8 protein-coding genes are annotated in these 7,746 nt (G+C 65.6%); 7 read left to right on the forward strand and 1 reads right to left on the reverse strand.

The window, feature by feature from the left end:
• Positions 1 to 288 precede the first annotated feature (288 nt).
• Positions 289 to 558 carry a hypothetical protein gene (locus JWP54_RS08385; RefSeq protein ID WP_297370267.1) on the forward strand — a complete coding sequence of 90 codons (270 nt, stop codon included), beginning with the start codon at positions 289 to 291 and terminating at the stop codon, positions 556 to 558.
• 132 nt (positions 559 to 690) lie between these two features.
• Here the strand turns inward: JWP54_RS08385 and JWP54_RS08390 are convergent, their stop codons facing one another.
• Positions 691 to 1,341: a TetR/AcrR family transcriptional regulator gene (locus JWP54_RS08390; RefSeq protein WP_297370270.1), complete on the reverse strand. Its 651-nt coding sequence runs from the start codon at positions 1,339 to 1,341 to the stop codon at positions 691 to 693.
• A gap of 153 nt (positions 1,342 to 1,494) precedes the next feature.
• On the opposite strand from JWP54_RS08390, the gene JWP54_RS08395 reads away from it, so the two are divergent.
• From JWP54_RS08395 to JWP54_RS08420, 6 genes are all read left to right on the forward strand, one after another.
• Positions 1,495 to 3,147, forward strand: coding sequence for an ABC transporter substrate-binding protein (locus JWP54_RS08395; protein ID WP_297370273.1), 1,653 nt, complete (start codon positions 1,495 to 1,497; stop codon positions 3,145 to 3,147).
• A 74-nt stretch (positions 3,148 to 3,221) separates the two neighbouring features.
• A complete protein-coding gene (locus JWP54_RS08400; RefSeq protein WP_297370276.1) occupies positions 3,222 to 4,046 on the forward strand; it encodes an ABC transporter ATP-binding protein in 825 nt (274 codons plus the stop codon).
• Positions 4,043 to 4,849, forward strand: a complete 807-nt coding sequence (locus JWP54_RS08405) for an ABC transporter ATP-binding protein (protein ID WP_297370279.1) — start codon at positions 4,043 to 4,045, stop codon at positions 4,847 to 4,849. Before JWP54_RS08400 ends, JWP54_RS08405 begins: the two co-directional genes overlap by 4 nt.
• Positions 4,846 to 5,841, forward strand: a complete 996-nt coding sequence (locus JWP54_RS08410) for an ABC transporter permease (RefSeq protein ID WP_297370282.1) — start codon at positions 4,846 to 4,848, stop codon at positions 5,839 to 5,841. The genes JWP54_RS08405 and JWP54_RS08410 overlap by 4 nt, the downstream gene beginning before the upstream one ends.
• A 61-nt stretch (positions 5,842 to 5,902) precedes the next feature.
• Entirely contained in the window at positions 5,903 to 6,904 is a 1,002-nt protein-coding gene (locus JWP54_RS08415; RefSeq protein ID WP_297370289.1) for an ABC transporter permease, read from the forward strand.
• A partial coding sequence (locus JWP54_RS08420; RefSeq protein ID WP_297370286.1) for a glycoside hydrolase family 3 N-terminal domain-containing protein occupies positions 6,901 to 7,746 on the forward strand: 846 nt, incomplete at its 3' end. The genes JWP54_RS08415 and JWP54_RS08420, both read left to right, overlap by 4 nt.

Consider the following 7,746-nt stretch of genomic DNA (forward strand, 5'->3'; position numbering starts at 1 on the left):
GCGCGGGCCGGTGTGCGGTCGCTCGGTGTGCTCTCCGGCGGAATCGCCGGGGACCTGCTCATGGACGCGGGAGCGTGGACCGTCTTAGGAGGTCCCGCCGAGCTGCTCGACCGGCTCGAGGAACTCAACCTGACCGCCTAGCGCCGCTGTGGCCCGGCTCGAGCGACGGGGCCTCGGCTGGTGAGTTGAAGGTCGGCTCAGAAGCATCCGAAAACGTCTTGATTCTGATTCGCCGGTGGAGTTAATATTTTGCCGTCCGAAGGAAGATGAGCACATCGGGAGGTGACCGTGAGACTAGTAGCCGCAGCCCTTCAGGCCGTGGATGCGCCGCCAGACCGCGGTGACCAGATCCTGGCAGATGCCGAGAATGTCATCGTCAGCGTGCTGTTCGATGACATCGTGCGCATGCTGCTCACTCCGGCAACGTTGCGCGACCCCGAGCCGCATCCCGAGGTGTCCCCTCGGCCTGCGCGCACGGTCGCGCCGCGTGTTCCGGAGGGTCAGGATCGGATGCGCCCCGAGTGGGCCAGATCGCCGCCTACCGCAGCACAGGGCTGATGCCCGTTCTCCTCAGGGCGAAGCGGTGCCAGGTGTTCCTGGCACCGCTTCACTATGTCCGGGCCAGGCAGGCGCAACGGCTCCCGGTGTACGGCTCCGTGACGCTCGTAGGGAAGCGGCCGAGGAACGCCGTCAACCGCGCGAATACGCAGACAGTTCCGGACCCGGGCGAAGAACCGCGTTGACGATCGCACGGATGGCGAACTCGCTGGCCTCGGCGAGGTCGATGTCCTGCGGGTGCAGGAGCCATTGCAGTTGCAGGCCGTCCATCACGGCAAGAATGCTCGCGGAAGCCGCGTTGATCGTCGCCGGTTCCGTGATGCCCTCCTGATGGCACAGCACCCGGAAGGCATCCGCGACCTCACCCCTCAGCGTCGAGTACCGGCTCTCGAAAAATGGGCGTGCCGGGTGATCATCCGTGACGGACTCCGCGGAGAGCACCGTGTAGACCTGCACGATACCGGCGCGGCGCGAGTTCACGACCGCGGTTCGCACCAGGTGCAGGAAGAGTTCCGGCCCATCCGGGATGTGCTGATCGTCGAGGTCGGCGACGTCTGACTCGTCCCGGTACGCGAGCGTCTCCAGGAGCAGGTTCTGTTTCGACCCGAAATGGTGGAGCACCCCGGCGTGGGTGATGTCCACCTGGTCGGCGATGTCGGCCAGGGTTCCGTTCGCGTAACCCTTGTTGCCGAAAATGTCGATGGCCGCGTCCAGGATCTCCTTGCGCTTGCGCTGCGTTGCCGGCCTGGTTCGGGGCGTGCTCGCCGGCGCTTCGTGGATCACGGCGCCCCCTTCGGCGGGCGATGATGCGGTCGAACATCGCTCTCTTGCCATATTACCCACGTGTTGGTACCGTTCCACTAAAGTTACTTACCAGCAAGTAAGTTAATGCCATGTGCGCACCAAGGACGGTGCTGCATGATCAAAGGAGAAGCAATGAGGCTTAGAAGAACCTTTATCGGTGCCGGACTTGTGGCGGCTCTCGCCCTCACCGGCTGCAGCGGGGCCGCACCCGAGTCACAGCCCGAGGGCGGGGCGGCTCTGACCATCGCGAAGCCGGACGGCGCGATCACGACGGAGTCGAACAACCCCTGGGTTGGTGATTCCGCCGCGAACCGGCTCGGCTACAAGAACGTCATCTTCGAACCCCTCGCGATGGTGAACGCCGTCGGCGACAACGAAACCACCCCCTGGCTGGCCGAGAAAGTCGAATGGAACGACGACTACACCATCCTCACGGTCACCCCGCGTACCGGCGTGACCTGGAACGACGGCGAGGAGTTCACAGCCGACGACGTCGTTTTCTCCTACAACCTGATCCGCAACACTCCCGCGCTCGACACGGGCAACCTGCAGATGACCGACATCGTGAAGGACGGCGAGAACGTGGTTCTCACCTTCGCCGAGTCGAAGTTCGTCAAGCAGTCACAGGTGCTGCACATCCCGATGGTCCCCGAGCACATCTGGGCCGACATCGCAGACCCGACCACCGAAACCAACCCCGAGCCCGTGGGTACCGGTCCGTACACACTGGACAGCTTCAGCAGCCAGTCCGTCACGCTCCAGGCCCGTGACGACTACTGGGGCGGCGACCTCGCCGTGCCGACCCTGTATTACGTCTCCTACAACGACAACACGGCGCTGACCACGGCCCTCGCCAACGGCGATGCCGACTGGGCGCAGGCTTTCATTCCCAATGTGCAGAGTGCCTTCGTCGACAAGGACCCTGAGCACAACGTGTTCTGGGCGGCCAATGTGCTGGCACCCGATGTGCTGTTCCTCAACCACCAGAAGAAGCCGTTCAACGACCTCGCCTTCCGTCAGGCGGTCAACATCGTCATCGACCGTGCGGCGCACACCGAGATCGCCCGCGAGAAGGCCGGCCCCGAACTGTCGTCGGTGACCGGTCTGCCGACCCCCGTCGGCGAGCAGTACATCGCTCCCCAGTACGAGGGCGAGGACTTCTCGATGGACGTCGAGGGCGCTCGCACGATCCTCGAAGACGCCGGGTACACCTGGGCCAGTGACGCCCTGATCGACCCCGACGGCGAACCGGTCTCGTTCACGCTCGAGGTTCCGCAGGGCTGGAACGACTACGTCACCGGCATCAGCCTGATCGCCGACCAGGTGACGGAGAGCCTGGGCGCCGACGCGAAGGTGAACACGCCTGACGCCGATACCTGGTGGGCCAACAAGCGCTCGGGCAACTTCGACGCCATCATGCACTGGACCGACGGCGGCACCACCCCGTACGACCTGTACTCAGACACGATGGACGGACGCTGGCTGCTGGCGGGCGATGAGGTCGACTTCAACTTCGGTCGCTACGAGAACCCCCGTGCCACGGAGCTGTTGAACACGTACGCGACCGCGGCCACCGATGAGGAGCGCACCACGGCGCTGGAGGAGATCCAGAGCATCTTCGTCGAGGACGTGCCGGTGATCCCGGTCGGCACCCACCCGGTGCTGGGCGAGTACAACACCCGCAATTACACGGGCTGGCCCAGCGAGGACGACCAGTACGCCACGGCCGACCCCGTACAGGTCACCGTTCCGCTGATCCTCACGAAACTGACACCGGCAGAGTAGCTCGACTCGGAGGAGGGGCGGATGCGATGGCATCCGCTCCTCCTTCGCCGACCTTCATGAAAGCGACGACACCCATGCCCGACCCCCTGCTCACCGTGCACGACTTCTCGGTCGTGTACGACGTCGATCCAGTCGTCGAGGCGGTGAAGAACGTAACCCTCGAACTGCAGCGCGGCGAGATCCTCGGGCTCGCCGGTGAGAGCGGATGCGGAAAGACCACCCTCGCCTACGGCCTGCAGCGCCTGCTCCGGGCACCCGCGGTGATCACCAGCGGGAGCGTGATCTTTCACGACGCCGCCGGCGTCGACGTCGACATCAACGGGCTGGACTCCGACGAGATGCGGCGCTTCCGCTGGGACAAGATCTCGATGGTGTTCCAGGGCGCGATGAATGCGCTCAACCCGGTCACGACGATCGGCGCACAACTCGACGACGTCTTCCTGGTGCACCGTCCCGACCTGAGCCGGCGTGAACGCCGGGCCGCGTGCGAGGAGCTGCTGGACCTCGTGGCCGTCGGGCGCGAGCGCATCCGCTCCTATCCGCACGAACTTTCGGGCGGCATGCGCCAGCGCGTGATGATCGCGATGGCGCTGGCCCTCCGCCCCCAGCTGATGGTGATGGACGAACCGACCACGGCCCTGGATGTGCTGGTACAGCGAGAGATTCTGCGTCAGATCTCCCAGTTGCGCCACGAGTTCGGCTTCTCCGTGATTTTCATCACCCACGACCTGCCGCTGCTGCTGGAGATCAGCGACCGGATCGCGGTGATGCGCAACGGCGAAATCATCGAACTGGCACCCGCCCGGCAAATCTGGGAACACCCGCAGCACGAGTACACCAAGACGCTGCTGGCGTCGTTTCCGCGCCTCACCGGCGAGAGAGGAGTGCTGGTCCGATGACCACTCTCGAGTTTGTGAACGTTTCCAAACGCTACCGGGTGCGCGGGGCATCGTCGATGCTCGCCCTCGACGACGTCAGTTTCACCCTGCACGACCGGGAGACGATTGCGCTGGTCGGCCAGTCCGGCAGCGGCAAGTCGACCATCGCGAAAATCCTGACCCAGTTGGAGACGCCGACCAGTGGGGAGGTGCTGCTGAACGGCAAGCCCATCCCGCGCCACGGAAAAGGCCTCCGCAGTTACCGCCAGACCTTGCGGATGATCTTCCAGGATCCCTTCGCCTCACTCAACCCGTACCACTCGATCCGGTACCACATCGAGCGTCCGCTGCAGCTGGACAAGGTCGTCCCCAAGGCCGGAATCGAGGCAGAGGTCCGGCGCCTCCTGGATCGGGTGCGCCTGGACCCGGGCGCGGTCATCGACCGTCGTCCGCACGAGCTCTCCGGCGGACAGCGCCAACGTGTCGCCATCGCCCGGGCACTGGCGTCCCGGCCGTCTCTGCTCGTCGCGGATGAGCCGGTGTCGATGCTGGACGTCTCGATCCGCCTCGGGGTGCTGAACCTGCTCGCCGACCTGCAGCGGGAGGAAGGCCTTGGCGTGTTGTACATCACCCACGACCTCGCCACCGCACGCCACTTCAGCGACCAGATCATGGTGCTGAACCACGGCCGCGTGGTCGAGCACGGCACCGCCGACGACGTCATCCTCAACCCTCAACACGAGTACACCCGGGTGCTGCGAAGCGCGTCGCCCGACCCCGAGAAACACTTCGCGACGGCCCGTCCCCAGGGAGGTGCCGCATGAAGATCCCGGTCCGCTTCATCGCCAGCCGGAGCGCGTTCTACCTGTTCACGGCGTTCGCGGCGATCACCATCAATTTCTTCCTGCCGCGCATGATGGCGGGAGACCCCGTCACCGCGTATATGCAGCGCAACGCCGGTCAGATCAGCGTGGAAGCCGAACGCTCCCTGCGGATCCTCTTCGGCCTCGACAAGGACAGCTCGGTCTGGGAGCAGTACACCAGCTACTGGCAGCTCCTGTTCAGCGGGGACCTCGGCCGCTCCTTTTCCAACGGGCTCGCGCCGGTTGGCGAGGTCATCTCCTCGGCTCTGCCGTGGACGCTCGGACTGGTCGGCATCGCCACGATCATCTCCTTCTTCCTCGGCACCGCGACCGGTGCCATCATCGGCTGGCGCCGGGGCAGCAAAGCGGATGTGATCGTGCCGATCTCGACCTTCTTCAGCACCGTGCCGTACTTCTGGCTGGGCCTGATCGCGATTGCCGTTTTCTCGTCGACCCTGGGCTGGTTCCCGGCCTCGCACGCCTACGACAAGGGCTCATCGCCGGCGTTCACCGCCGACTTCATCGGTCAGGTGATCGCCCACGGTGCCCTGCCGGCGATCACGATCGTCGTCGCGTCCCTGGGCGGCTGGATCCTGGGCATGCGCAACATGATGCTCACCGTGCTCGACGAGGACTACATCACCGTCGCTCAGGCGAAGGGCATGCCGAACCGTCGGGTGCTCTGGAACTATGCCGCCCGCAACGCGATGCTGCCGCAGCTGTCCAGCTTCGCGCTGTCGATCGGATTCATCGTCGGCGGCACGATCGTGATGGAGATGGTGTTCTCCTACCCCGGCATCGGCAAGCTGTTGCTGGATGCGACCAACGCGAAGGACTACCCGCTCATGCAGGGTGTGTTCCTCATCATCACGATGGCGGTGCTGTGTGCGAACATCCTCGCAGACGTCGCCTACGCCATCCTCGATCCCCGCACGCGCCAGACGGAGGCCTGAGATGTCTACCCTGAATGTTCCCACCGGCCCGGCCAGCGTCGGCAGCCCCGAGACATCCACCATGCGTGCCCCGGTATCCAGCAGGCCGCCCAAGGAGAAAACGTTCTGGTCGCAACTGGCGATGTCTTTCGCGATGTTCCGCAACCCGAAGTCGCTGACCGGGATCGTCATCCTGGGCGTCTTCGTCGCCGTCGCGCTCCTCGGTGATGTCATCGCCCCGTACGGCGCGCTCGAGAAGGACTTCACGGCGCTGCGTCAGGCACCGACCTGGACCCACCTGCTCGGCACGACCCACATGGGCGAGGACATCCTCAGCCAGATCATCTACGGCACCCGGGGCGTGCTCGTCGTCGGATTCCTGGCCGGCATCATCGGAACCGCGATCGCCGTGGTCATGGGCGTCGTCGCCGGGTACACCCGCGGCTGGCGGAGCGAATCGCTCTCCGCGATCACGAACGTGTTCCTCGTCATCCCCGGGCTGCCGCTGATCATCATCGTCGCGTCCCAGTTCGAGAACCCGCCGCTCATCCTCATCGCCGTGGTGCTGGCCGCAACCGGTTGGGCCTGGGGTGCCCGCGTGCTCCGCGCGCAGACCATGTCGCTGCGAAACCGCGACTTCATCCAGGCCGCCCGGGCCAATGGCGAGCCGCTGCACCGCATCATCCTGGTGGAGATGCTGCCGAACCTCATGGCGATCATCGCGTCGAGCTTCGTCGGCACCGTCACCGCCGCTGTGCTGGGCCTGACCACGCTCGCCTTCATCGGGGTGATCCCCATCACCAACCTGAACTGGGGAACGATCCTGTTCTGGGCGCAGCAGAACGGCGCCTTCCCGGACTTCTGGTGGTGGTACATCCCCGCCGGACTGTGCATCGCCATCCTCGGCGTCGCCCTGTCGCTGATCAACTTCGGCATCGACGAGTACGTCAACCCGCGCCTCCGTTCGGCCGGGGAGCGGGCCAGGGCGATGAAGAAGAAGGGTCTCAACGTCAATGATGCGGTGACCGCCGTACGCACCCCGACGAAGACTGCGACCCCCAGCACGACAAAGGAAACGAAATGACGATCGCCGACACACGCACCGAGTCCCTCCCATACCGAGACCCCGCGTTCACCATCCCCGAACGCGTCACCGACCTCCTGGCCCGGATGACGCTGGCGGAGAAGGTGGGACAGATGCTCCAACTCGACGCCCAGGACGGCCTGGACGCCCACGTGCGGAACATGCATGTCGGTTCGATCCTGCACACCTCGCCGGAGCTGATCCTGCGCGCGAACGAACTCACCGCCGACACCCGGCTGCGCATTCCGCTGCTGGTCGCCGAGGACTGCATCCACGGGCATTCGTTCTGCGAGGGCGCGACGATCTACCCGACCCAACTGGGCATGGCGGCGTCCTGGGATGCCGACCTGCTCGCGCGGGTGGCTCGGGCGACGGCGGTCGAGGTGGCCGCTTCCGGCGTGCACTGGACCTTCTCACCCGTGCTGTGCATCTCCCGCGACCTGCGCTGGGGGCGGATCAACGAGACCTTCGGCGAGGACCCGTTCCTCATCGGCGAGCTCGCCTCGGCGATGGTGCGCGGCTACCAGGGCAACGGCCTGGCCGATCCGACGGCGATCCTGGCGACCGCCAAGCACTTCGCCGGCTACTCCGAGACGCAGGGCGGGCGCGACGCCAGCGAGGCGGACATCTCCAGGCGCAAGCTCCGCTCCTGGTTCCTGCCGCCGTTCGAGCGGGTGGCCCGGGAAGGCTGCCGTTCCTTCATGCTCGGCTACCAGAGCATGGACGGCGTGCCCATCACGATCAACGACTGGCTCCTCAGCGACGTGCTGCGCGGCGAGTGGGGCTACACCGGCACCCTCATCACCGACTGGGACAACGTGGGCCGCATGGTCTGGGAGCAG

The sequence above is a fragment of the Cryobacterium sp. genome, from assembly GCF_025463825.1.
GTDB lineage: Bacteria > Actinomycetota > Actinomycetes > Actinomycetales > Microbacteriaceae > Cryobacterium.

Coding starts and splice junctions, on each gene's coding strand:
- JWP54_RS08405 (WP_297370279.1), top strand. CDS start 4,043: ATGACCACTCTCGAGTTTGTGAACGTTTCCAAACGCTACCGGGTGCGC.
- JWP54_RS08395 (WP_297370273.1), top strand. CDS start 1,495: ATGAGGCTTAGAAGAACCTTTATCGGTGCCGGACTTGTGGCGGCTCTC.
- JWP54_RS08410 (WP_297370282.1), top strand. CDS start 4,846: ATGAAGATCCCGGTCCGCTTCATCGCCAGCCGGAGCGCGTTCTACCTG.
- JWP54_RS08400 (WP_297370276.1), top strand. CDS start 3,222: ATGCCCGACCCCCTGCTCACCGTGCACGACTTCTCGGTCGTGTACGAC.
- JWP54_RS08415 (WP_297370289.1), top strand. CDS start 5,903: ATGCGTGCCCCGGTATCCAGCAGGCCGCCCAAGGAGAAAACGTTCTGG.